Below are 1,648 nucleotides of genomic sequence, written 5' to 3' on the forward strand. Positions count from 1 at the left end.
GTTGCCGTTGAATTTGAATTCCGCATTGGGACGCTGCCAAATGTGGCGGCTGTCAGTCGGGAATTGTGGGAAGGCTTGTCTGAGCGCAGCGAGTTTGCCTTCACACCCGACTGATAGGCGACACATTTGGGGACCTGACCGAAGGGAAGGCAGTGGCTTTGCGGTCGCCTTCTTTTGGTTACTTTTCTTGGCGAAGCAAGAAAAGTAATGGAATGGACGCCCTCTTTCAAATACGGCATCTAGGTGCCATAGTGGAAATCGTTACCGTCCACTAACAATGAAAGGAGCGTCCGACATGAAGATTACTACTATTGGCATCGATCTGGCAAAGAGCGTTTTCCAGATTCATGGGGTGGATAGTCATGGAAAAGCCGTCCTGCGCAAGAAGCTGAGTCGCGCCAAGATGCTGGAGTTTTTTATCAAGCTGCCGCCTTGTCTGATCGGAATGGAAGCATGCGGCAGCGCGCATTACTGGGCTAGGAAATTGGTTGAAATGGGACATACCGTCAAGCTGATGGCACCGCAATTCGTCAAGCCGTACGTGAAGGCAAACAAGAACGATGCGGCCGATGCAGAAGCGATTTGCGAAGCCGTGAGCCGGCCGAATATGCGCTTTGTGGCGATCAAGACCGAGGAACAACAAGCAATTTTGTCGCTGCACCGTGTGCGCCAGAGCTTCGTCAAAGCGCGCACCGCACAGTCGAACCAGATTCGTGGCTTGCTGTCGGAGTTTGGCGTGATCCTTCCAAGGGGAATGGCGGATATTGCGCGCCGCTTGCCGGAGCTGCTGGAAAAGACCAATTTACCGGACAGTTTCCGAGAACTGTTGCAGCGCTTGTATCAGCATTTCAAGGAACTCGACAAGCAGGTAGAAGAGCTGGATCAGAAGATTCAACTGTGGCACCGCAATTCAGCTATCAGCCGGCAACTGGCGGAAATTCCTGGAATCGGGCCGATTACAGCCAGTGCATTGGTGGCGTCGATTGGGGATGCCAGCAGCTTCGCCAATGGGCGACAACTGGCGGCGTGGTTGGGGTTGGTGCCGAAGCAGCATTCAAGCGGCGGCAAAGCGCTGCTTTTAGGAATTAGCAAGCGCGGCGACTGTTATCTGCGCACCCTGCTGATTCACGGGGCCAGAGCAGTGATCCGGCGTGCAGAAGACAAGCCTGGCGGGACCTGGCTCAGCAAGCTGCTGGCGCGACGTCACAAGAATGTGGCTGCGGTCGCTCTGGCGAACAAGAATGCCAGAATCGTATGGGCGCTGTTGACGCATAACGACAGACGGTTCCGTGCTGATTACGTCCCTGCTGTCGCAGACGCGTAATCAGCACGGTTGGAGAAAGACATGACGTAGTCAGCAAAGAGTATCAACGTAACCAAGGAGGGCTTCCACAGATTGCTCAGGCAAACATGAAATGATGGCAAAACTGGTCAGACCGTGACCGGCACAACCCGAGCTAGTCACCGTGCTTTGAGCACGTAAAAGTGATAGAGGAGCCGGTCAGCATATTCCATCAGGGACAGAGGGATATCGACCCCACAAAAGTCCGGATATATGGCTGCAATCTTTACCTGTTTGTGATCGTCGATTGAATGCTTGTCAAACTGAGGGCGTCCATATATGACTAGCTGTCGGGCTACCCCCGAC

1 protein-coding gene is annotated in these 1,648 nt (G+C 53.8%); it reads left to right on the forward strand.

Annotation, left to right across the window (positions count from 1 at the left end; translation table 11 throughout):
* The first annotated feature begins 295 nt into the window (after nt 1–295).
* The gene (locus tag ACFPM8_RS11660) at nt 296–1,324 is read left to right on the forward strand and encodes an IS110 family RNA-guided transposase (protein WP_378997720.1); all 1,029 of its coding nucleotides are present in this window, start codon (nt 296–298) and stop codon (nt 1,322–1,324) included.
* The last annotated feature ends 324 nt before the right edge of the window (nt 1,325–1,648 follow it).

It is taken from the genome of Paraherbaspirillum soli (genome assembly GCF_042654985.1).
Classification (GTDB): domain Bacteria; phylum Pseudomonadota; class Gammaproteobacteria; order Burkholderiales; family Burkholderiaceae_D; genus Paraherbaspirillum; species Paraherbaspirillum soli.

What these genes read in the sequence shown, in the direction of transcription:
- ACFPM8_RS11660 (WP_378997720.1), top strand. Translation starts at nt 296, where the DNA reads ATGAAGATTACTACTATTGGCATCGATCTGGCAAAGAGCGTTTTCCAG.